This window comes from Streptomyces sp. NPDC037203 (genome assembly GCF_055605065.1).
Window position 1 is genome coordinate 140,174 of the sequence record NZ_JBVJUC010000003.1, and the last position, 20,089, is coordinate 160,262.

At 74.9% G+C, this 20,089-nt stretch carries 20 protein-coding genes; 4 read left to right on the forward strand and 16 right to left on the reverse strand.

Annotated elements, in window-relative coordinates; translation table 11 throughout:
- The first annotated feature begins 29 nt into the window (after positions 1 to 29).
- Positions 30 to 224: a hypothetical protein gene (locus tag ACZ7EC_RS09880; RefSeq protein ID WP_037658873.1), complete on the forward strand. Its 195-nt coding sequence runs from the start codon at positions 30 to 32 to the stop codon at positions 222 to 224.
- 5 nt (positions 225 to 229) lie between these two features.
- On the opposite strand, the gene ACZ7EC_RS09885 is transcribed toward ACZ7EC_RS09880, so the two are convergent.
- The 3 genes from ACZ7EC_RS09885 to ACZ7EC_RS09895 all read right to left on the reverse strand — a co-directional run bounded on the left by ACZ7EC_RS09885 (position 230) and on the right by ACZ7EC_RS09895 (position 3,404).
- The gene (locus tag ACZ7EC_RS09885) at positions 230 to 1,468 is read right to left on the reverse strand and encodes a phosphodiester glycosidase family protein (protein WP_471060172.1); all 1,239 of its coding nucleotides are present in this window, start codon (positions 1,466 to 1,468) and stop codon (positions 230 to 232) included.
- A 75-nt stretch (positions 1,469 to 1,543) separates the two neighbouring features.
- Positions 1,544 to 1,903, reverse strand: a complete 360-nt coding sequence (locus tag ACZ7EC_RS09890; protein WP_471060175.1) for a DUF779 domain-containing protein — start codon at positions 1,901 to 1,903, stop codon at positions 1,544 to 1,546.
- Positions 1,904 to 1,943: 40 nt separating this feature from the next.
- Positions 1,944 to 3,404 carry a purine-cytosine permease family protein gene (locus tag ACZ7EC_RS09895; protein ID WP_471060178.1) on the reverse strand — a complete coding sequence of 487 codons (1,461 nt, stop codon included), beginning with the start codon at positions 3,402 to 3,404 and terminating at the stop codon, positions 1,944 to 1,946.
- Between the two features lie 93 nt (positions 3,405 to 3,497).
- Here ACZ7EC_RS09895 and ACZ7EC_RS09900 point away from each other — a divergent pair, with 93 nt between their 5' ends.
- Entirely contained in the window at positions 3,498 to 4,139 is a 642-nt protein-coding gene (locus ACZ7EC_RS09900; protein ID WP_471060181.1) for a TetR/AcrR family transcriptional regulator, read from the forward strand.
- Positions 4,140 to 4,202: 63 nt separating this feature from the next.
- Positions 4,203 to 5,816: an amidohydrolase gene (locus tag ACZ7EC_RS09905; protein ID WP_471060184.1), complete on the forward strand. Its 1,614-nt coding sequence runs from the start codon at positions 4,203 to 4,205 to the stop codon at positions 5,814 to 5,816.
- A 69-nt stretch (positions 5,817 to 5,885) separates the two neighbouring features.
- On the opposite strand, the gene ACZ7EC_RS09910 is transcribed toward ACZ7EC_RS09905, so the two are convergent.
- The gene (locus ACZ7EC_RS09910) at positions 5,886 to 6,608 is read right to left on the reverse strand and encodes a DedA family protein (protein WP_471062004.1); all 723 of its coding nucleotides are present in this window, start codon (positions 6,606 to 6,608) and stop codon (positions 5,886 to 5,888) included.
- A gap of 227 nt (positions 6,609 to 6,835) precedes the next feature.
- Between ACZ7EC_RS09910 and ACZ7EC_RS09915 the strand changes: the two genes are divergently transcribed.
- Positions 6,836 to 8,101, forward strand: coding sequence for a PP2C family protein-serine/threonine phosphatase (locus ACZ7EC_RS09915; protein WP_471060187.1), 1,266 nt, complete (start codon positions 6,836 to 6,838; stop codon positions 8,099 to 8,101).
- 13 nt (positions 8,102 to 8,114) lie between these two features.
- Here the strand turns inward: ACZ7EC_RS09915 and ACZ7EC_RS09920 are convergent, their stop codons facing one another.
- From ACZ7EC_RS09920 to ACZ7EC_RS09975, 12 genes are all read right to left on the reverse strand, one after another.
- Positions 8,115 to 8,879, reverse strand: coding sequence for an NADase-type glycan-binding domain-containing protein (locus ACZ7EC_RS09920; RefSeq protein ID WP_471060189.1), 765 nt, complete (start codon positions 8,877 to 8,879; stop codon positions 8,115 to 8,117).
- A gap of 610 nt (positions 8,880 to 9,489) precedes the next feature.
- Positions 9,490 to 10,053: a phage tail protein gene (locus tag ACZ7EC_RS09925; protein ID WP_471060192.1), complete on the reverse strand. Its 564-nt coding sequence runs from the start codon at positions 10,051 to 10,053 to the stop codon at positions 9,490 to 9,492.
- The gene (locus ACZ7EC_RS09930) at positions 10,050 to 12,020 is read right to left on the reverse strand and encodes a putative baseplate assembly protein (protein ID WP_471060194.1); all 1,971 of its coding nucleotides are present in this window, start codon (positions 12,018 to 12,020) and stop codon (positions 10,050 to 10,052) included. Before ACZ7EC_RS09930 ends, ACZ7EC_RS09925 begins: the two co-directional genes overlap by 4 nt.
- Positions 12,020 to 12,442, reverse strand: a complete 423-nt coding sequence (locus ACZ7EC_RS09935; RefSeq protein WP_111585464.1) for a GPW/gp25 family protein — start codon at positions 12,440 to 12,442, stop codon at positions 12,020 to 12,022. Before ACZ7EC_RS09935 ends, ACZ7EC_RS09930 begins: the two co-directional genes overlap by 1 nt.
- The gene (locus ACZ7EC_RS09940; RefSeq protein WP_471060198.1) at positions 12,442 to 12,759 is read right to left on the reverse strand and encodes a PAAR domain-containing protein; all 318 of its coding nucleotides are present in this window, start codon (positions 12,757 to 12,759) and stop codon (positions 12,442 to 12,444) included. The genes ACZ7EC_RS09935 and ACZ7EC_RS09940 overlap by 1 nt, the downstream gene beginning before the upstream one ends.
- Before the next feature lie 38 nt (positions 12,760 to 12,797).
- Positions 12,798 to 14,621 carry a VgrG-related protein gene (locus tag ACZ7EC_RS09945; protein ID WP_471060201.1) on the reverse strand — a complete coding sequence of 608 codons (1,824 nt, stop codon included), beginning with the start codon at positions 14,619 to 14,621 and terminating at the stop codon, positions 12,798 to 12,800.
- Positions 14,618 to 15,340 carry a CIS tube protein gene (locus ACZ7EC_RS09950; protein ID WP_471060203.1) on the reverse strand — a complete coding sequence of 241 codons (723 nt, stop codon included), beginning with the start codon at positions 15,338 to 15,340 and terminating at the stop codon, positions 14,618 to 14,620. Before ACZ7EC_RS09950 ends, ACZ7EC_RS09945 begins: the two co-directional genes overlap by 4 nt.
- A gap of 51 nt (positions 15,341 to 15,391) precedes the next feature.
- The gene (locus tag ACZ7EC_RS09955) at positions 15,392 to 15,817 is read right to left on the reverse strand and encodes a phage tail protein (protein ID WP_471060205.1); all 426 of its coding nucleotides are present in this window, start codon (positions 15,815 to 15,817) and stop codon (positions 15,392 to 15,394) included.
- A gap of 25 nt (positions 15,818 to 15,842) precedes the next feature.
- Positions 15,843 to 18,977 carry a hypothetical protein gene (locus tag ACZ7EC_RS09960; protein ID WP_471060207.1) on the reverse strand — a complete coding sequence of 1,045 codons (3,135 nt, stop codon included), beginning with the start codon at positions 18,975 to 18,977 and terminating at the stop codon, positions 15,843 to 15,845.
- A 4-nt stretch (positions 18,978 to 18,981) separates the two neighbouring features.
- Positions 18,982 to 19,140, reverse strand: coding sequence for a DUF6760 family protein (locus ACZ7EC_RS09965; protein WP_164932503.1), 159 nt, complete (start codon positions 19,138 to 19,140; stop codon positions 18,982 to 18,984).
- On the reverse strand, positions 19,137 to 19,634 hold the full coding sequence (locus tag ACZ7EC_RS09970; RefSeq protein WP_471060210.1) for a hypothetical protein: 498 nt from the start codon (positions 19,632 to 19,634) through the stop codon (positions 19,137 to 19,139). The genes ACZ7EC_RS09965 and ACZ7EC_RS09970 overlap by 4 nt, the downstream gene beginning before the upstream one ends.
- Positions 19,631 to 20,071 (reverse strand): phage tail protein, encoded by a 441-nt coding sequence (locus ACZ7EC_RS09975; RefSeq protein ID WP_037662774.1) that lies wholly within the window; start codon positions 20,069 to 20,071, stop codon positions 19,631 to 19,633. Before ACZ7EC_RS09975 ends, ACZ7EC_RS09970 begins: the two co-directional genes overlap by 4 nt.
- Positions 20,072 to 20,089 lie beyond the last annotated feature (18 nt).

Here is a 20,089-nt window from a genome sequence, read left to right on the forward strand (position 1 = left end):
GCTCATGGGCGTGGCGGAGGAGGTTCCCGATGGCGATTTCCATCTCTGTGGTGCTGCTGCTCCTGATCCTGGCGGTGATCTTCATGCGCAACGGTTCGCTGAAGGTCTCCCACGGCCTGGTCTGCGTGATGCTCGGCTTCTACCTGGCGTGTTCGAGCATGGCGCCGACCATCCACAACGGCCTGGACGCGACGGCCGCCCTGGTGAGCAGCCTGCGGCCCTGACCCGGTCAGCCCGTGGTGAAGACGCCGACCCCGTTCGCCACGGGCCGCTCGGCGCCGCCGCTCGGATGGTTGCGGACCGTCACGTCGGCCGCGCCGCTGTCGCGGGTGACCATCTCGCTGGAGCCGCCGCCGTCCAGGTTGAACGCGTCGGCGGCGCCCAGCGACCGCATCGTGGCGGCCTCCTCCGCGATCGTCAGGCCGGACCGGTAGGCGACGGCGCCGTCCAGGGCCAGGATCAGCAGCCGCCGCCCGCCCTCGTCGAAGCCCACGGCGGTGCGCACCGCCGAGGTGGCGTCGTCCAGCCCGGACAGCGGCCTGCCGTCGCGCAGCACCGGGAAGCCGCCGAGCGCGAAGGCGTAGGCGACCTTGGAGACGGCCGCGACCAGTGTGTGGGTGACGGACACCGCGTCCCCGACGGCGAGTTCACGCAACTGCTCGGCACCCTCCTCGCGGCCCACCAGGACCGTGGTGCCGGCCGGGATCGCGCCGCTGCCCGGAGCGTCGGCGACGGCGACCACCCGACCGCGGCGCACCGTCACCTCGTACGTCTCGGAGCTGCAGCCCGCCGCCCGCTCGGTGTCGGTGCCGCAGACCGCGCGCTCGCGGGAGGCGCTGCCCCACCGGGAGGTGTAGGCGCCGACCGAGTTCTGCGGCAGCGCGTACTGGTTGAGGCCCTTCAGGGGCAGCCTGCCCCGCGGGGTGCGCACCGATCCGGTCAGGGTGAGGCGGTCCAGGCGGGCCCGGCGGTCGGTGCCCACGCCGAGGACGTCCTCGGTGTCCGTACCCGGCGGCAGCGCGGGCCCGAACCGCTGGCCGTCCGGCACCGCGGCCTTGAGCACCCGGCCGTCCGCCACGGCCGGGCCGACGCTCGCGCCGGTGGGGTCCACGCCCGGATGCTGGGTCTCGGTGATGTCGAAGAAGTCCCCGTTGACGCCCGCGACCGCCTTCGCCGCGTCGGCCATCCGGGAGACCGTGGCGCGGGCGGCCACCGCGCCCGGATCGAGCAGGCCGACGCGCACACGCGGATTGCGGAGGTCGACGGTGAGCAGATGGGCGTGCGCGGTGCCCGCCGCCGCCCGGAGGTCGAACTGCCGGTAGGTGACGCCCGGCGCGATGGTGGTGCCCGCCGAAACGGCACCGGCCGGCGCCGCCCCCGCGAGGGCCGCGCCGGCCAGTAGACCGAACGCCGTGACAACCGTGAGAACCGCTCTGCCCGTTGCCGAACGCCCGTGACGTCTGGTCACCGTGCCCCCTGATGTCTCGTCGACTTCCCCTGTGTGCACGGGAAGTGCAGCAGACGGGAGCGGCCGACGGGAGGACTAGGCGTCGACTACGCGAGAACGGGTGAGAAAACGCACTCCCTCGGGTGCTTCCAGGGAGAATCCGCTGCCCCGGCCCGGAACGACGTCCACGATGAGCCGGGTGTGGCTCCACGCCTCGTACTGGCTGCGCGACATCCAGAAGGTGACCGGTTCCGCCACCCCCGCCACCTCCAGCTCGGCGAGCAGCACGTCCGAGCCGCCGGTGCGGAACTCGCCGTCCGGATAGCACATGGGCGCGCTGCCGTCGCAGCAGCCGCCGGACTGGTGGAACATCAGCGGTCCGTGCACGGCGCGCAGTCGGCGCACCATTTCCTGGGCGCGCTCGGTGAGTTGCACGCGCGGGACTTCCTCTTCCATGGCACCGTCCTGGAATCCGGGGCGTCCGACCCGGCCAGTGTCACGGATGCGCCCGGCGCGGTCCAGAGTGCGCGCCGGCAGGCAACAGCAGCGCGTAGGCGACGGCGGACACGACGAGGCCCGCCGGGAGGGCGAGGTCCACTCCGCCGAGGGCGGTGGCCAGCGGGCCGGTGTAGACCGTGTCGACGCACAGCGCGGAGGCGGCCACGCCCAGACAGAGGGCAAGTGCGCCACGCCAGTTGACGCCGCCGGTGAACCAGAAGGGGCCCGCCGGGGACTCGTCGGCGAGCGCAGGACCGTCGTACCGGTTGCGGCGCAGCAGGATGTCGACGGCGAAGACGGCCGTGCTGGGGCCGAGCAGGATCACGGTCAGCTGGAGCACATCGCCGACCGTGTCCAGGAAGTCGGAGACCAGCAGCGCGTACAGGGTGAGCGCGACGGACACCGTGCCGTCGATCAGGACGCTGACCTGGCGGCGGATGCGCAGGCCGACCGCCTGGAGGGCGAGTCCGGCGCTGTAGGCGGTCAGCGCGTTGAGGGCGATGGTGCCGAGGACCAGCGCGAACAGGAAGACCGGCCGGAACCAGGCGGGCAGCAGCGGCTGGAGGGAGGACTCCGGGTCGTTCATGTCGACGGTGGTCGCGGCACACGCGCCGAGCCCGCACACCGCCACGCCGGGCAGGAACCCGCCGAACGCCGTCCACCCGGCCACCGCACGCGCCGGGGTGGCGCGCGGCAGATAGCGGGAGAAGTCGGCGCTGGTGGTGTACGACAGGGGGTTCGACGCGATCAGGGCGACACCGGCCAGGACGGTCGCCCACAGCGCGTTGCCGGTCAGCGGACGCGGCGGGACGTACCCGAACTCCGTGTGCCGCAGCACCACGACGCCGAGGACCGCGAACACGGCCGTCAGGGCGAGGGTGATCGGCAGGTAGAGCCGGACGATCGCGGCATGGCCGTAGACGCTGATGGCGAGGGTGATCGCGGCGATGAGCACCACCACGAGCGCCTTCACCGCCGTGTCCACCGGCAGCCCGGTGTCGCCCACCAGCGAGAAGGCGGCGGTGGCCGCGGCGGCGAGGTTGAGCGCGAAGTAGCAGACCGAGATCAGCCAGCCGGTCACCGCGTTGTTGACCCGGTTGCCGCGCACCCCGTACAGCGTCCGCGTGATCACCTCGCTCGGCGCGCCCGCCGCGGGCCCCGGTATCGCGAGCAGCCCGGTGAGCAGCCAGAACAGGTTGCCCACGACGATCACCGCGAGCGCCTGCCACAGGCTCAGGCCCATCAGCACCAGGGCCCCGCCCACCACCAGGCTCAGGTAGTTGACATTGGCGGCGGCCCACACCGAGAACAACTCCCGTGGCCTGCCCCGGCGTTCGGCGTCCGGGATGTGGTCGATGCCGTGCGCCTCCATGCCGCCGGAGACTTCGGACGCGGGAGCGGTCCGCGCGGCGGACGTGGTCCGCGCGTCGGGACTCGGGTCGGGGAGCGTGGACGCCATGGGGCCCTCCGGGAGCGGCGGGAAGGGAGGCCGGCCGCTTATTGGGCAAGCGACCAGTTGCTTATTGGTCGGTCACTCAATAGCATCGCCGTCATGTCGTCAAGCGTTCAGCGCAAGCGAATCCGCAAGGATCCGGCTGCCCGGCGGGCCGAGATCGTGGACACGGCCGCCGCGATCGCGCTGGCCGAGGGGCTGGAGTGCATCACCCTGCGCCGGGTCGCCGAGGAACTGGCGGTGCGGCCGGGGCTGATCAGCCACTACTTCCCCTCGGCCGAGGAACTGGTGGCGGAGGCGTTCGGCAGCGCGGCCACGGGAGAACTGGACCGCCTGCTGCCCGCCGGGCCGCACGACGGCCGCCCGGTGCAGCGGCTGGCGCGCTTCCTGGACCACACCTCGGGGGAGGCGTACGACGCGATCAGTCGGCTCTGGCTCAACGCCCGCCACCTCAGCCGCTACCGGCCCCCGCTGCGCGACCGGGTCGCCCTCCAGGAGGCCGACTGGCGCGGCCGCCTCGAAGGGCTGATCCAGGACGGCGTGGCCGCAGGTGAGTTCCGTACCGAAGATCCCCTCGCGGTCGCGCTCCAGATCCTCGTCGTCCTCGACGGGCTCAGCGTCGGCGTGAACACCGTCAGCCCGGACCCACCGGTCGCGGTGGTCCGCATGGCGCACCGCACCGCGGAGCACGAACTCGGGCTGACGGAAGGCGCGTTGACCCGCGCCGGGACCGCCGGCTGACGTCCTCCACCTGTCCCCGAGCCCCAAGCCCGAAGTTCGAAACCCGACATCCGAAGGAGCCCCGTGCCCGCCGACCTCGTCCTGCTCTCCGCCCGGCTGCTCGACCCGGCCACCGGCGGCCTCCTTCCGCACACGGCGCTCGCCGCGCAAGACGGGCACATCGTCCTGCTCGGCGACGACCGGGAGGCCCGCGCGCTCGCCGGGCCGCGCAGCACCGTGCTGGACCTGCGCGGCGCGGTGGTCGTACCGGGCCTGACCGACGGGCATCTGCACCCGGTCTCCGGCGCCGAGCGCACCATGGGCGTGGACCTCACCGGCTGCCGCGACCTGGACGCCGTACGGGAGGCGCTCGCCGGGGCCGTGCGGAAGCTGCCGCCCGGCGCCTGGCTGCGCGGCTGGGGCCTGGACCCCAACGCCTTCGGCACCGCCCCGGTCGGCTACGCGGCCCTCGGCCCCGTCCTCGACGGCATCCCCGCCCTCCTCGACCTCTTCGACGGCCACTCGCTGCTCGCCGGCGAGCGCGCCCTGGAACTGGCGGGCATCGACGGACCGCGCACGTTCGAACAGGGCTCGGAGATCGTGTGCGACGCCGAGGGCCGGCCCACCGGGCTGCTCCTGGAGGACGCCGCCTGCGCGCTGGTCGAGGCCGCCGCGCCCAAGCCGACCGAGGCCCGGATCCGGGCGCGGACCGCCGAGGTGCTGGGCGCCATGGCCGCGGCCGGCCTCACCGGCGGGCACGCCATGGACGGCACCGGCCTCGACGTCTACGCCGCACTGGAGGACGAGGACGCGCTGCCCCTGCGACTGCGGGTGCACCCCTGGTGCCGCCCGGAGACCGACGACGACGCCCTCGCCGGGCTGATCGGGCTCCAGGGCAGCGGCGGCGCGCTGTGGCGGGTGGCCGGGGTGAAGCTGTTCATGGACGGCACCATCGACAACGGCACCGCCTGGCTGGAGGACCCCGACCGGCACGGGGAGTCCGCCCGCGCCTTCTGGCCCGACCCGCGGCGCTACAGCCAGGTGATCGCCGCGCTGCACCGCGCCGCGGTGCCCACGGCCACCCACGCCATCGGCGACGCGGCCGTACGGCATGTGCTGGACTCCGTGGCGCAGGCGCAGGCCGGGCATCCGAGCCGCGTCCGGCACCGCGTCGAGCACATCGAGACCGTGCCGGACGACACGGTACTGCGGTTCGGGCCGCTCGGGGTCGCCGCGTCCATGCAGCCCACGCACTGCTGCGAGTTCACCCGCGCCGACCACACCGACAACTGGTCCCGGCGGCTCGGCGAGGAGCGGGCGGCGCGCGCGTTCCGCTGCCGTGATCTGTGGGCCGCCGGGGCCACGGTGGTGCTCGGTTCCGACTGGCCCATCGCGCCGTACCCGCCGCTCCAGGTCATGGCCGGCGCCCGGCACCGCCGCCCCGCCGATCTCTCCCTGCCGCCGCACGGCCCCGAGCAGGCCCTCACCGGCCTCCAGGCGCTGCGGGCGATGACGGTGAACGCCGCGTGGGTCGCGGGGGAGGAGGAGTGCGCGGGCCGGCTCGCCGTCGGGCACCGCGCCGACCTCACGGTGCTCGCGGAGGATCCTCTCGCGGTGGCCGATACCGAGCTGGCGGAGGTGCCGGTGGTGCTGACGGCGGTGGCGGGACGGGTGCGGCACCGGGCGGCGGAGGTGTAGGAGGGGACCGGGGGGCCTTGCTTTTTTCTTTCCGGGGGCTTTCTCTCGTGGGGCTTCGGAGGACCCCGTTCACCGATCGCGCGGCTCCGACCGGTCGTACCGCGTCGGCCGGTCGTCCCGCTCGGGCTCGTCGTCCTGCGCGGACCGGTCCTCCCGCTCGGGCTCGTCGCGCCGCTCCCGGCGGGTCCTGTGCGCCTCCACCAGCAGCGGCAGCATGGAGAGGACGACGACCCCCGCGACCAGCAGCAGCAGGTAGTCGTCCACCCGGGGGACCGACGCGCCCAAGGTGAAACCCGCCAGGGCCAGGGCCTGCGACCAGAGCACCCCGCCCACGGTCTGCCAGAGGGTGAACGGCCGGGCGGGCACCCCGAGCGCCCCCGCCACCGGATGCAGCACCGTGCGCAGCAGCGGCACGAACCGGCCGATCACCAGCGCCTTGCCGTAGCCGTACCGGGCCAGCAGTCGCTCGGCGCGGGCCGCCGCGCCCTTCACCCGTCTGCTGGAGGTACGCGCGAGCAGCGCCCGGCCGCCGTGCCGCCCGATCAGATAGCCGACCTGCCCCCCGGCCACCGCGCCGACCGCCGCGCACAGCAGCACCTGCCACAGCGCGAGCCGCGGCGGCTGCCCGGCGGTGCCCGCGCACAGCACGCCCGCCGGGAACAGCAGCGTGTCCCCCGGCAGGAAGAAGCCGAAGACGAGCAGACCCGACTCCGCGAAGATCACCGCCAGCACCCCGAGCGCGCCGAAGGCGGCCAGCACCGAAGCGCTGTCCAACGGGTTGACGGCGATCACCGGCCGCGCCTCCTGCCTCCCGGCTTCCTCGCGGGCTTCTCGCTCCAGCATCCTGCGCGGAAAGGATTTACGCCCGGTTCGTGCGCACGGACAGGCCGGACGGGACCGGCATCCGGCCAGGAGGCGCAGGCCACCGGGCTCGTCCACGCCATCGGCCACCCGGCGGAGGCGGCTGCCGAGGCGCTCGTGGTGGGACGGTCCGCGTGTCCCCCTTTAAGGTGAGACCTGTGGTGGATTGGTTTCAGCCGTTTCGCCAGTCGGCGGTCGACTCCGCCGGACACGGCTCCGGCACGCCCGCCCCGGAAGCGGGCCCCGTGCCCGCGGGTCCGGCCGAGCTGCGCGCGGTGGCGGCCACGATCGGTACGACCCTCGACGAGGACACGACCTGCGCGGAGCTGACCCGCGCCGCCGTCGCCCGAGTGGGCGGCGCCGCGGCCGTGCTCCGCTGGGGCCGCGAGGCGGGCGTCGGCTACGAGGCGGTCGGCGGGAACCCGGCCCTGCTGCCCGCGGCCCGGCGGGTCGCCGCGGCCGCCCGTGTCGCCGCCGACCCGGAGGAGGCCCTGGACGTCGCCGCGGAACCCGGCGACGAACGCTCCGCGCTCTGCGTGCCGCTGGCCACCGGCGGCCGGGACTACGGCGTGCTGGTCTGCGCCCGCGACAGCGCGCCCCACACGGCAGCCGAGGCGGAGTTCCTGCGCTTCCTCACCGAGCGCGCCGCCGCCCACATCCGGCACGCCCGCGAGCACGACGCGGTCAGCGGCATCGTCGGCAAGCTCCAGCGGGCCCTGCTGGCCGAACCCGGCCGCCCGCACCCGAACCTGGACGTCGCCATCCGCTACCTGCCCACCGGGCACAGCGCGCTGGTCGGCGGCGACTGGTGCGAGACCGTGCGCCTGCACTTCGGCCGCACCCTGCTGGTCGTCGGCGACGTCATGGGGCACGGCCTGGAAGCCGCCGTCGACATGACCGCCTACCGCTCCTCGCTGCGCTACATCGCCTCCGCCGACCTGCCCCCGCACCGGGTGCTGCGCCAGCTCGACGACATGGCCGACGACGAACCCGAACGCAGGCCCGCCACCTGCCTGCTGGCGCAGATCGACCCCAACCGGGGCCTGGTGACGCTGGCCAGCGCCGGGCATCTGCCGCCGTTCGTGATCGACGCGGACGGCCGGGCGACCCCGCTGCCGGTGCCCGTCGGACCGCCGCTCGGCACCGGACTCGGCGGCTATGAGCCGGCTACTTTCCGGATGGCGCCGGGGCAGACCCTGATCCTGTTCACCGACGGGCTGGTCGAGCGGCGCGGCGAGGACATCGACCGTTCCCTGGACCGGCTCGGCGCGATCGACTTCGGGGCCGCGCCGGGTCTGGAGGACATCCTCGACACCGTGGTCGCCCGGCTGGACGCCCGCACCACCGAGGACGACGTCGCCGCCCTGGCCGCCCGGCTGCGGCCGCGGGAACCGCAACCGGGCTCGGAGCGTCGACTCCCCTGATCCAGGGCGGGGTTCAGCTCCGCTGGAAGAACTCCACCTCCGCGAGCGCGACATGGCGGCCGGCCGTCAGCCCGGTGACCGAGTGCAGCACCAGGCGCACCCGCACCACGTCGTCGATCCCGGTCTGCACCGTCTGCGAACCCGCCTTGTCGCTCAGCGAGATGGACTTGTGGTGCACGGTGCCGTCCGAGGACGTGACCTCCATGTCCATCTGGAGCGCGCGGGCCTCGGTCGCGTACTGCTCCGGCGAGTCGGAGGCGCCGTTGGTGATGAGGACATCCACCAGCCGGAACGGCTTGCCGAAGGTGTACGTCACCGAGGCGCCCGGCCCCGGCGCGCCCCAATAGCGGTTGCTCAGGCCGTCCTTGGTGTTCGACGCCGGGTGGCCGGGTACGGCCGCGCTCGCCGTGACACGGGTCGCGGTGACGGCCTTGGTGCCGGCGAGCTTGTCGCGGGTGTCCTCGAACAGGGCGCGCCCGGCGGGCAGCAGCAGGAAACCGCCCACGCACAGCGCGAGCACCACCAGCAGGATCACCAGCACCCGCACCCACCGCCCGGACCCGGCCCGCACCCGGCGCCGGAACGGCCACACCGTCCGCCACCACGGCAGCGGCGCGGGGGCCGCCTGCGGGTCCAGCGGGGTGGCACAGCGCCGGCAGAACTTCCGCCCCGGCGGATTCGGTGTCCCGCACGCGGGGCACGGCGGTCCGACCACCTCGTCCCGCTGCTCCACCGGCCGTACGACGGGCCGCGGCGCGACCGGCTTTCCGGGCAGCACGGGAGCGGGCTGCCGGACCTCCGGCTCGACGGGCTCGGGAGCGCGGGGTGCCCGCGGGGCCGGGGCGGCGGGGGGAGTGCGGGGCGGGGGCGCGGCAGCGGCGGAGGGCGGCGCGGTGCGTGGTTCCGGGGAGGCCGGTGGCGCCGGTGGGGCCGGAGGTGTGCGCGGGGTCGTGGACGCCGACCGCTCGGGAGCGCTGCGCGGCGCCGGGGGCGCGGTGGGCGTGCTGCGCGCAGTGGGCGCGCCGGACTCGCCGGACGCGGTGGGTGCCGTATCGCGAACCGGCGGAGTCCGGGGCGGCCCGGCATCGGCGTCGGCACGCGTCGTCCGGCGTTCCTCCGCTCGCCGGGCCGTCCGCGCGTCCTGCGCACCGGAGCGGGCGCCGGCCGCCGGTGAACTCGAACTCACCTCGCGCGCAGGGTCGTTCGGACGCGGATCGGCTTCCGGCATCGGGGCGGGTGGACTCCCCTCGTCCGCGGGGGCGTTGCCGCCGCCCGCCGGTGTCCGCGCGGCCCCTTCCGAGGACCAGCCCAGATACGCACCGCAGTTTCCGCAGAAGTCGTCGTCGGAGCCGTTGGACGCTCCGCACGCGGGACAGGCGCGCATGGCGTCACCTCCCTTCGTCGGCGGGCGGTCCGGACAGGATCTCGACCCGGCAGGGGACATGGACGGGACAGTGGGCGCGGACGATCTCGCGGACGCGGTCCGCGTCCACCACCGGCTCCCGGCCCGGCCACACCCGGACCAGCACCTCACCGGAGGGCGCGGGCGGCAGCGGGGACCCCGGCGTGCCGGACCACACCGCGCCCCCGTCGCCGGTGACCTCGGCGTCCACCCCGAGCGTGAGCCGCAGCCGCTCTACAAGACCGCGCCGGGTGCCGCGCCAGCGGTGCAGCTCGACCGCCCGTACCACCGCCTCGCGGCGCAGCTCCTCGGGCCACTGGGGGTCGTCGGCCGCGCCCACCCAGGACGCCAGCCAGGCCACGAAGTCGGCCGGCGCGACACGCGGGTCGAGATAGGCGGTCAGATTGTCGAGCGTGGCGAACACGGGGGCGAGGACGGTGTCCAGGCCCGCCGTGAACCGCTGCGCGAAGTCGTCGTCGGCGTACAGCGCGGGCAGCAGCCCGCCGATCGGATGCCGGCTCGGCAGACCGGGAACGGCGGCACGGCTCATGCGCGCCCCTCCGGCTCGATGGGCTGCACGACGACCTGGTGCTGGTAGGAGAAGACCAGCGCGCCCGGACCGACGTCGATACGGTCCACCGGCGCGCCGCGCCGCCCGGTGATCGGGTCGGCGGCGAACAGCCGGATGTCCTCCACCAGCGCGTTGCCGGTGGCCCGCTGGAGCACCCCGAACACCTCGCCGTACTGCACCGGACGCCCGAACGGCCAGCCGGTGCCGTCCGGGCCGCCGCGCAGCGGATTGAGGTACCGGAACAGCGCGGCCAGCGCCGCGTCCCGCACCCGGTCGGTGTCGGCCGGCGCGGTGGCCAGCCGGGCGACCACGGTGACGCCCTGGTAGACCGGAGGCTCCACCACCAGCCGGGTGCCGATCAGACGCCGTTCGTCCAGGCTGTCGGTGATCGCGGTCAGCACCTGGTCGGACGGAATGAGCTGCTCGAAGCGGAGCCGGTCGTCGCCCTCGTCGGCGACCGCGTCCGGCACCACCAGCACCCGCACCGCGCCCGGCCCGGCCCCGGCGTCCCCGGCGGGCAGACAGCGCACCCGGCGCACCGAGGGCGCCGCCTGCCGGGCGATGATCTCGTGGTCCTCCGCCGTGACCGCCCGCTCCTGCATGCGCAGCGCGTCCGGGGCACGCAGCTTGGCGTTGGCCACGGTCTCCCCGTCCACGCCGCCGCGTGCCGCCTCCCGGTTGACGACCCGCGCGATGTACGGCACCGAGCTGCGCAGCACCGAGATCGCGCCGCGGGCCACATTGCCGGCCGGACCGCCGCCGGTGCGGTAGCGGGACACCCGGATGTGGGCGCCCTTCTCCGGCACCGCCCCGCACAGCCGCAGCGTGCCGTCCGGTTCGCGCAGCGCCGGCGGGAAGCTGAACTCGCCGGTGGTGGCGTCCACCCGCACATGCCGGTCGCCGGGGCCCGAGCGGCCGAAGTGCTCGACCACCTCCCAGCGCTGCCAGCCGTCGGCCGAGGAGACCTCCACCAGCGGCGGCCCGCCGTCCAGCAGCACCGGTGGGCGGCCGAGCCGGAACGTCTGGCCCGCGACCCCCTCCGAGGTGCCGAGCGGCACGTCCGTGACGGTCTCGGCGTGCTCGACCGCGGTGGTCCCGCCGACCGTGAACACCGTCGCCTCGCGCACCGTCGGGGACTCCGAGTAGAACGGCTGACCCGGCTCCGGCTCGGTGACCCGGCAGCGCAGCCAGCCCGCGCGGGTGCCGCCGATCACCGACGCCGTGTGCCCGACGGGTACATACACGATCACCTCGCCGGGCCGGTTCAGACCGCCCGTGGTGTCCGCGCCGGTCTCGCACAGCCGCCAGCGGCCGCCGTCCCACGCCTCCCACACCAGCGGCGGCTGGCGCGGGTCCACACCGACGCCCTCCACCCGGCTGTCCAGCCGGACCGCCACGATGCACCGCGGCACCGCCGTGGGCAGCCCGAACAGCAGCGCGTCACCCGGCTGCGGGGCCGCCTGGAAGCAGCGCACATCGCGGCCCTCGGCCAGCTCGCGCGTCCGGTCCGTCTGCTCACCGCCCCGCGGCGCGCTCACCAGACGGGTCAACTCGCTGGGCACGATCCGCAGTTCGTCCTTGGTGGCGAACACCACGGGCTCCTCGGCCTCGCCGTCCGCGGTGGTCACCTCGGTGCCCGCGGGCAGCGTCACCGCGTCCTGCTGCGGCGCCGACAGCCAGAAGTCGACCTCGGCGCAGGCCGCGGCGGGCGGGAACAGCCGGATGCCCAACAGGTCCAGGAACGCGGTGTAGTTCTTGTCCGGCACCCGGTTCAGCCGGTACAGCAACTGGTCCACGATGTACGCGAACGTCTCGATCAGGGTGACGCCCGGATCGGAGACGTTGTGATCGGTCCACTCCGGGGCGCGCTGCTGCACATAGCGCTTCGCCTCGTCGACGAGCTGCTGGAAGCGCCGGTCGTCCAGATTGGGGGAGGGCAGGGCCATCAGTCCGCGACCGCTTCCTCGGTCCCCTCCTCGGAGGGGATCGTGTAGAAGGGAAACACCAGGTTGCGCCGGTCGTTGGTGGAACGGATCGTGTAGCGCACATCGATGTAGAGGGTGCCGTCGTCCACGGCGTCGAAGGCGACGACCACCTCGTCCACGCCGATCCGCGGCTCCCAGCGCTCCAGCGCCTCGCGCACCTGCTGCGCGATCCGGCCCGCGGTGGCGCCGTCGCCGGGCGCGAAGACGTAGTCGTGGATGCCGCAGCCGAACTCCGGCCGCATCGGCCGCTCGCCGGGCGCGGTGCCGAGGACCAGCCGGATGGCCTCCTCGATCTCCCGCTCCCGCTCCACCAGCGCGATCCCGCCGGTCGGGCCGACCCGCAGCGGGAACGCCCAGCCCCGGCCGATGAACCGCTCGCTCATCACACCCCTCCGATCTGCACGTTCAGGGCGCCGAGCAGGACGTTCGCGCCGCACGCGGTCTTGTCGCCCGCCCGCGCGGCCGGCAGCCCGCCGATCAGGACCAGGCCCGAGGTCAGCGCGGCCGGGTCGGGCATGATCACATTGCCGGGGCCGAGGGCCGCGTGCGGGGGGATCGGGCAGGTGTGCAGGCTGCCCACCACGGCGGCGGGTTTGCCGCCGATCAGCACCCGCGCCACCGTCGCGGCGGCGCCGGGCGGCGGGGTGGCGACCACCCCGCCGTGGCTGGTGGAATCGCCGGTACGGGCTGCGCCGGGCATGTGGGGCTCCTCCTGGGAAGTGTCGTGGGGCTGGTAGGTCAGTTGATGCGGACGAGGTCGGCCCTCAGCACCCCCAGCAGACCGCCGTCCAGCGTGAGATCGGTCTGCCCGGAGACCGTCGCCGAACGGCCCTTCATGGTCACCGAGTTGGTGCCGTCGATGTCCACCGAGGCGCCCTTCACCGTGACCTTGCCGGTGCCCGCGTCGAGGGTGATGCCGTGCTCGTCCAGGCGCACCGAGGACAGCGCCCGCCGCCCGCCGGCCGCGTACACGGTCAGCGTGATCCGGTCCTGGCGGTCGTCGAGCAGCACCTCCATGCGCTCGTCGCCGGTGCGCAGCCGTACCCCGGAGGGTCCCGTCCTCGGGTCCAGCAACTCCACCCGGTGCCCCGAACGGGACACGATGGAACGCCGGTTGACCTTGCCGCTGGTTCCGTCGATCAGCGGAACGTCGTGCTTGGACGGGGTGTCGACGCCGTTGTACAGGCCGCCGATGACATACGGGCTGTCCAGCAGGCCCTGTTCGAAGCCGACCAGCACCTCGTCGTTGACCTCGGGGCTGACCACGCCTCCGCCGCCCTTGCCGCCCCACTGCACCGTGCGCACCCAGTCGGACACGTACGTGTCGTCCAGCCAGGGGAACTTGAGCCGCACCGCGCCGCTCTGCGCGCCGCCCGGCTCCCGCACATCCGTCACCACACCGATGGCCAGGCCCGGAATGCGCGGACCCCGGCCGGGCGCGTTGGCCCCGGTCGCCAGGCCCGCCAGCGACCGGTCCGGGCTCGCGCTGACCCACACCGTGGTCCGGTAGCCGCCGTGCGGATCCAGGCTGTGGTGCACGGCGGTCGCCGTGTACCGGCCGGAGAACGCGGGCCCCACATTGCCGAGCGCCACCGGCACCCCGGCCCGCAGCCGCGGACTGCCCTCCACCACCACTTCCAACTCGGCGAAACCCGAGGCGACCTGTGCGGAGATCGCCGAGGCCGCCGCCGTCGTCTCGGCCTGCGTACGGTACGGGGTGTCGGTCACCGTCAGCTTGGCGCTCGCCCCGAACGCGGACGCCAGCGACGGGGAGAGCCCCGGCTGCACCGACCGGCTGGTCACCGACGGCTGCCGGGCCACCAGCGGCGTCTTGGTGGTGACGTCCCAGCCGCGCACCTCCACCTGGGACGCGCCGTCCGCGCCCGACAGGGCCGCCCGCAGCGCCAGCAGATTGCGCCCGTACTCCAGCACCATCGGGCTCTGCGTCGCCGGGGTCGACGGCGCGGGCGCCCCCGACGCCGGCTCGGGCCGGGTGAACTGGAGCACCCCCTTGTCGTCCACCCGCACCTGCGCACCGCTCTCGCCCGCCAGGTACTGGAGGAAGTCCCAGTCGGAGACGTTGGCCTGCGACAACTGCTTGTAGGTGACCGGCGCGGCCTCCACCTTCCCCACGGGCAGACCGGCGCCCGCGGCCACCTTGCGCACGATGGCGGCGGCCGTCATGTTCCGGTACGCCACCACCTTCCGGCCGCGCTGGAGCCGGTGCGCCTTGGAGTAGGCGCGAACCACCGTGAACGAGCCGGTGCCGTCCCGGTCGATCTCCACCGCCGTGACCTCGCCGTTGAACAGCTGCTCGCGCGCCTGCCCGGCGACCGTCACCACCGAGACCTTCAGCGGCGTGCCGAGCGTGACTCCGGTCGACTGAAGGAACTCGTTGTCCGGGTCGCGGTAGGTGAGCACCGCCGTGTCCGGCAGCCCCACGTTCTCGTCCACCACACAACTCACCAGCTGTGCCGCCCAGATCTGCGGCAGCTCACCGGGCGCCTCCACGACGGGGTCCGCCGCGAACGACCGGCCGCCCCGCGCCTCGGGTGTCGTCACCGCTCCTCCTCACCGCCCGTGTCCCCGAGCGCCGGCACCACCAGTTCGGTGCCGGGCGCCAGGTCCATCGGGTCGTCGATCCCGTTCGCCTCCGCGATCACCCGCCAGGCCGTCGGATTGCCGTACTCCCGCCAGGCCAGCAGCGCCAGGCTGTCCCCGGCCACGATCGTGTGCGTGCTGCGGGCGGTGCGCGCGCCCGAGGTGGGGTTCTGCCCCGCCGGGTCGACGCTCGCCTCCTCGATCGAGAGCGAACAGGTCGCCCGCAGCGGCTTGCCGTCCACGTCGAACAGCGTGTACGTCACGGAGAGCCCCGACATCACCCCGTCGAACGAGGTCGTGCGGGCCGTTCCCCACTCGAACCGCACCCAGGGGCTCGCGGGCTTCTTGCGGGCGAGGCTCGCCGGGCTCGGCACACAGGCCTTCATCAGCTTCTCCACCGCCTGCTCGACCGAGTCGTCGTGCGTCGAGGTCGCGTCGAGGAACACGTCCAGGCTCAGCTCGCGCGGCCCGCTGCCCACGAACTCCGGCAGCGCCGACTGGCCGGCCATCCGCGAGGGGGTGCGCCGCCAGGTGGTGGACTTGCGCAGTTGCAGGGTGGACGGGTTGAACTGGAGGTTGAGCCGCGCGATGGTCCCGCCGGGCTTCGCGCCGACCGCCGAAGGGGGTTCCTTCAGGGTCAGTTGGGCACGGGCACGGCTGGTGCGGGGGGCGGCGGGCATACCGGGAACTCCTCTCGTACGGGTCGGGGTGACAGGGGTGGAGCGGCGGGGTCAGGAGGGCCGCAGTCCCTCGTGGGCGATCTCCAGGGTCTCCACCGCCGCCTGCGAGTTGGCCGGGTCGAAGGACGGCCCCTCCCAGCGCACCGGCACGATGCCGAGCACCTGCCAGCTGATGATCCGCGACAGATCCGGTTTCAGCGCCACGATCTCCCCGTCCTTCGGCTCCACGCGGCGCAGCGTCTGGTCCAGCCAGCGGCTGATCTTCATCGTGTCGGCGGTGACCGGCCGGGTGAGCGTGATGTTCGACCAGGTGACCCGGCCGGGCAGCTGCCAGGTGAAGCCGTTGTTGCCGCCCTCCGCGTAGCTCTCCATCTCCACCTGCGCGCCCATGCCGGAGCACGTGTGGAAGGCGCCCAGATCGTTGCCGCCGATCTGGAGCCGGAAGAACACGCTCGTCGCGAAGATGTTGTCCGTCATCCGTGGGCCATCCGTTCCATGTCCGCTAGCGCCGTCCGTCGTAGGGGCGTCCGGCGCGTTCCCGTCCCCGCCGCATGTCGGCCCGCAGCAGCCGGGCCAACGGATCCAGCAGCCGCCGTGCCAGGTCCTCCAGGTCGATGCCCGGATCCTGCGGCGCGGCCTCCTTCCCGCCGGACGTCGTGCGCGGCGCCGGGAAGGAGGCGGGGGCGGAGGCCGAACGGGGGCGGTGGGGCGCGGACTGCCCCGCGGCGGCGACCTTCGCGTCCCGCTGGACGACGTCGACCTGAACGCCGCCCGGAAGCACGGGAGCCGGCTCCACCGGCCGGGCCACGCGCACGACGGGCACGGGGAGCCCGCCGGGCGGCGTGGGCGACGCCGGTGCCGGGGACGCCTGGAGCGGGGGCGCCTGCGCCTCGGTCAGCGGCAGGGCGGCACCGGTTCCCGCCCGCTGGACGGGGATGTCCGGGCGTACGACGGGGAGTGCGGGCCGCGTCGAGGCGGGCGCCCGCTGCACCCCCTGGGGCGCGGTCTGCCGGGCCTCGGGCGCCGGCTCCCGGCGCCAGGAGGCGGCCACCACGGGGGCCTTGGCGGGCGTGCCGGGGGCGTCGGGGTGCGGCATGCCTTCGGGGGCACGGGTGCTGAGGGTGAGGGGGCGGCCGGAGAGGAGCGAGCGGGCGGTGGCGCGCACGGCCCGGCGGGGCTCGTCGAGGGCGCGGGCCACGACGACGGGCGAAGGCCCGCCGGGTACCGCGCGCTGTACGACGCCGGGCGCGCTCGCGGCCGAGGGGGCGCGCTGGGCCACGGCACGGGTCACCAGGGGAGTGGCGGGTGCGGGCCCTTCGAGGGGCGGCGAAAGGGGCGGCCGGGCGGGGGAGTCGGCAGCTGTTCCGCGTGCCCCGGTGCTCGCCGCCGTTCCCAGGAGGGGGGCATCCTGCCCGGCGGCCGCGCGCTGGACGGAGGGCTGGGCAGGACGGCCACCGGCATCGAGGGGCCCACGCGGGGCGGCGGTCGGCGGCAGCGCGGGAAGGGGCGCGCCCAGGCCACCACGGGCACGGGCCCCGGACGGGCCGGGCCGCTCGGTACGGCGCGTGGGCGCGGGTCCTTCGGCGGCCGGTCCGGCGCCGGGCCGCGTTGCCGGGTCGGCCGTGGCGCCGGGCCGCGCGGAGGCGTCCGGCTGGCGTTGCACGACGGGCAGCACCGGACCGGACGCTTGCTCGGCGGCGGCAGTAGTCGGCCGGGGAGCGGTGGCGGGGAGTTCCCCGCCGGTGGCGGTGGCAGCCTCCGCGGGGGGCCGTACTCCGGGGAGCAACGGCTTGGCGGGTGCCTCGGTGCCGGGGGCATCCGCCTGACGCTGGACGACGGGCAACACCGGCCCGGCGGCGGCACCGGAAGCGGGGGAGCCGTCGGCGGCGGGCAGACCGGACGCGTCAGGAGCGTCCATCCGGCGCTGGACTCCGGTGAGGAGAGGCTTGGTTGCCGGCTCGGCGGCCTCGGAGGCGTCCGGCCCGCGCCGGTTGACGGGCGGCTGCGGCCCGGAGTCCGGGCGTGCGTCGGCCGGGGTGGGGTCACCGGCGTCCGGCCGGCGCTGTACGACCGGCAGCACCGGCCCCGCCGCGGGCTGAGCGCCGCCCGTGCGGGGAGCCTCGGCGGCACCGCCCGACGGCAGGTCCGCCGCGGCAGGCCGCGTGTCCCCAGCGGAGCCGGGAGTGTCCGCCGGCCGCTGCACGCCGGGGAGTACCGGCCGGGAGGGCGCCGGAGCGTCGGCCGTGGCGGCGCTCGCGGGCTTGGGTGCCTCGGTGGCCGCGCGGGCGGGCCTGGGTACCTCCGTGGCCGGCCGCTCGTGCCCGGCGGAGACAGGAGCCTGCGCCTGACGCTGTACGACGGGCAGCACCGGGTCGGCCGACGGCCGGCCCTCGGCGGCGCGGGGTGTCTCGGGGCCCTTGGCGCCACCGGCGTCCGCCTGGCGCCGCGCCTCGGGCAGCAGCGGCCTGGACACCGCCCGAGCATCGGCCGTCCCGGTACCGGAGCCGTCCGCCCTGCGCTGTACGGCGGGGCTCTGCGCACCGGCGCCGGTCCGCGGGTCGCCCGCGACGGCACGCGGCGCCGCGAGGGCCTCCCCGGCAGCGGCCTCGGGAGCAGTGGGAGCATCCGCCCTGCGCTGCACGACCGGCAGCACCGGACCGCCCACCGGCCGCGCCTCGGGCGTGCCGGGACCGGACGGGCCGTCGGCGGCCAACGGGGTCGCGGTGGGCGGGAGTTCCGTCATCGGTGCACCCAGCGGAGCCCGCCCGGCCGCTCGACCGGGAGCGGACGCGCGCTGGACGACACCGGCACCGGAACCCGAACCGGCAACCCCGGAACCGGCCGTGCCAGTCCCGCCGTCCACACCGGCCCCCGGCACCGGCCGTACCGCCGTGACCCGGCGTACCGGCCCGGCCGCCACCCGTCGGGCGGCGGTCAAGGAGGGGCCCAGCGGTCGCGGGCGTACGGCTTTCGCCCCGTCCGGCTCGACTGCGCTGCCGCGCGGCGTGGTTCCGGCGACCGGAGCATTCGGCACCACGGCGACCCGCCGTACCACCGGAAGCTCCGGTCCGCTCGCCCGCACCGCACGGTCGGCGGCAGCGGGCTCGGGACCGGCCGACGGGGCCCCCGGACGAGCCGAGCCGGCCCGGCGCCGTACCTCTCCACCCGTCCGGCCCCCGGCCCGTACCACCCGCTGGACCTGCGCGGGCCCGGAGCCGGTGGCCTCGTCGGGCCCCGTCTCCTCGCCACCGGGCTCCGGCAGCGAGCGCAGCAGCAGCGGGCCGCCGCCCCCGTACTCGGACCGCTGGACGGCGGGACGCGTCACGCCGTGCACCAGGCCCATCGGCGCCGAGGGCAGCAGCCCGTGGCCGAGGCCCGAGTCGAAGACGGGGTTCTGCCAGGAGGTGAGGCCGTCGCGGAAGGCCAGGCCGTCGCTGACGCCGAGCGGCGCGCGCGCCACGGTCAGCGACGGCGGCGCGACCCGGCGCCAGCCGCCGTCCCAGCCCTCGGGCACGGACGAGGAAGCCCGCGCCGGCTCGGGGCCGGACGGACCCGCAGCGGACGGACCCGACGGGGCCGCCGACGCGGTGTCGGCGGCCAGGTCCCCGCGGCGGCGTACCGCATTCCACCACGCCATGACCTCAACCACCCTCGTTCATGCGGGCGTTGATACGGGCGATCTCGCCCACCCACTGCCGGCGCTCGGCGTGGGTGAGATCGAGGATCTCCTCGCGCTGCCAGTGGAAGTGATAGGCGATGTACGCGACTTCCTCCCGGAGCCGGGGAAGCGCGTACGTCACGATTCCCCCAGGCGCCCACCCGAGAGGTCGACCTCGAAGCCGCCCTCGCAGTGCGGACAGGTCACCGCCGCGCGGGTGTGACCCTCGCTGTTGACCCGGCGGTAGAAGTCCTGGAGGAAGGCGACGTCGGTGGCGTACATCCGTTCCACGATGCCCGCGTGCACATCGGTGATGGTGCCGAGCCGGGTGATCACCTGGCTCAGCAGCACCACACTGAGGTACGCGGGGTTCTCCTTGACCCGGAGGTCGATCTGCGGCCGCAACTCGTCGCGGGCCGTGGCGAGCCGCATCGACCCGCTGCGGTGCAGCGTGCCCGACTCGTCCACGTACCCGCGCGGCAACTCGAACTCGAACTCGGTGCGCAGCCCGTGCTCGCGCGTGGCCGCGGGGCCGGACGGTGGCGCGGGGGCCTGCGACTGCTCGGGGGCCGGGGCGGGCGCCGTCGCGTCGAGGATCTCCTCCAGGCTGCCCGCCGTCACCGTACGGCGCCTCATTCGACGACGATCTCCTCGAACACGATGGTCACCGTCTCGGTCGCCGCCGCGGACTCGCCCGCCTTCAGCGAGGGACCCTCCCAGCGGGAGGCCCAGCCCTGCATCAGCTGGATCCGGCGCACCGTCTCGCCCTTGGAGTCCTTGATCTCGATGGTCAGGTTCTGCCGAGCGGTGTCGACGGCCCCGTTGTTCAGGGTCTCCTTGATCCACTTGGTGAACTCGCTGGACTTGTCGAGTCCGCGGGTGATCGTGATCTCGCCCGCCTGCCGGGCGCCCGGCTGCTTGCGGATGATCTGCTTGCCCTCCGAGGTGACCTGTCGTACCTCGACGACCTCTTCCTCGACGGTCAGGCCGCTGATCTCCTGGATGGACTCCACCATGTAGCCGCCGAGCTGCACGCCGAAGACATGGGTGGAAAGAGCATCGCCCTCTGCCATGACTGTTTCGTCACCTTT

Coding starts and splice junctions, on each gene's coding strand:
- ACZ7EC_RS09900 (WP_471060181.1), top strand. CDS start 3,498: ATGTCGTCAAGCGTTCAGCGCAAGCGAATCCGCAAGGATCCGGCTGCC.
- ACZ7EC_RS09925 (WP_471060192.1), bottom strand. CDS start 10,053: ATGAGCCGTGCCGCCGTTCCCGGTCTGCCGAGCCGGCATCCGATCGGC.
- ACZ7EC_RS09960 (WP_471060207.1), bottom strand. CDS start 18,977: ATGGCGTGGTGGAATGCGGTACGCCGCCGCGGGGACCTGGCCGCCGAC.
- ACZ7EC_RS09935 (WP_111585464.1), bottom strand. CDS start 12,442: ATGAGCGAGCGGTTCATCGGCCGGGGCTGGGCGTTCCCGCTGCGGGTC.
- ACZ7EC_RS09930 (WP_471060194.1), bottom strand. CDS start 12,020: ATGGCCCTGCCCTCCCCCAATCTGGACGACCGGCGCTTCCAGCAGCTC.
- ACZ7EC_RS09975 (WP_037662774.1), bottom strand. CDS start 20,071: ATGGCAGAGGGCGATGCTCTTTCCACCCATGTCTTCGGCGTGCAGCTC.
- ACZ7EC_RS09895 (WP_471060178.1), bottom strand. CDS start 3,404: ATGGCGTCCACGCTCCCCGACCCGAGTCCCGACGCGCGGACCACGTCC.
- ACZ7EC_RS09950 (WP_471060203.1), bottom strand. CDS start 15,340: ATGCCCGCCGCCCCCCGCACCAGCCGTGCCCGTGCCCAACTGACCCTG.
- ACZ7EC_RS09970 (WP_471060210.1), bottom strand. CDS start 19,634: ATGAGGCGCCGTACGGTGACGGCGGGCAGCCTGGAGGAGATCCTCGAC.
- ACZ7EC_RS09955 (WP_471060205.1), bottom strand. CDS start 15,817: ATGACGGACAACATCTTCGCGACGAGCGTGTTCTTCCGGCTCCAGATC.
- ACZ7EC_RS09940 (WP_471060198.1), bottom strand. CDS start 12,759: ATGCCCGGCGCAGCCCGTACCGGCGATTCCACCAGCCACGGCGGGGTG.
- ACZ7EC_RS09890 (WP_471060175.1), bottom strand. CDS start 1,903: ATGGAAGAGGAAGTCCCGCGCGTGCAACTCACCGAGCGCGCCCAGGAA.
- ACZ7EC_RS09880 (WP_037658873.1), top strand. CDS start 30: ATGGCGATTTCCATCTCTGTGGTGCTGCTGCTCCTGATCCTGGCGGTG.